The sequence below is a fragment of the Amycolatopsis keratiniphila subsp. keratiniphila genome (genome assembly GCF_001620365.2).
Lineage (GTDB): Bacteria > Actinomycetota > Actinomycetes > Mycobacteriales > Pseudonocardiaceae > Amycolatopsis > Amycolatopsis keratiniphila.
Genome location: NZ_LQMT02000028.1, coordinates 1,604 through 2,491 on the forward strand (window position 1 = coordinate 1,604; position 888 = coordinate 2,491).

At 73.6% G+C, this 888-nt stretch carries 1 protein-coding gene; it reads right to left on the minus strand.

Annotated elements, in window-relative coordinates:
* A partial coding sequence (locus AVR91_RS43930; RefSeq protein ID WP_228709371.1) for an AMP-binding protein occupies positions 1 to 888 on the minus strand: 888 nt, incomplete at both ends.

Genomic DNA, 888 nt, shown 5'->3' on the forward strand with positions numbered 1-888 from the left:
ACGAACCGCTCCGCCGTCAGCCCGGCCCGGTCCAGGTAACCGTCGGCCGATCCGGAACCGGCGAGGTACAGGTCGCCGATCACTCCCGGTGCCACGGGACGCAAGGCCTCGTCGAGCACGTGGACCCGGCGGCCGGTGAGCGGACGTCCGATCGGCAGGACCGGGCCCAGCGGATCACCCGGCGCGAGCAGATGCCAGGTCGCGCAGAGCGTCGTCTCCGTCGGTCCGTACAGATGCCGCACCCGCGTTCGCGGGCTCACCGCCCGCACCCGCTCCACCGCGTGCACGGGCACCAGGTCACCGCCGGTCAGCACCTCGGCGAGACCCGCGAACGACTCCGGCGCCTCCTCCGCCACCGCACGGAAACCGCCCGCGGTCAGATGTGCCCGCGTGACCCCGGCCGCGACCGCCTCCCGCAGGCGCCGGGCGTCCACCACTCCCGGCTCGGCGATCACCACCCTGGCCCCGGACACCAGCGGTACCCAGATCTCGTACAGGGACGCGTCGAAGGAATGCGGCGCGTGCATGAGGATCGCGTCCCCGGGCCCCACCGTCCACCCGGGATCGCCGACCAGTTCCGCGACGCCGCCGTGCGGAATGGTCACGCCCTTCGGCGTGCCCGTCGAACCGGACGTGTACATCACGTACGCCGTGTCCCCCGGCCCCACCTGGACCGCCGGGGCTTCGGCCGTGTCATCGTCCGCGGCGGCGTCCGCCTCGATCGGCTCGATCCCCTCCGGCACGCTGCCGCGCGTCGCGGCCGAGCACACCATCAGCGACACGCCCGAATCCGACGCCATGAAGGCCACCCGCGGTGCGGGATAGGCGGCGTCGACCGGGACGTAGGCCGCCCCCGTCTTCCAGACGGCGAGCAGCGCCACCAGCAGA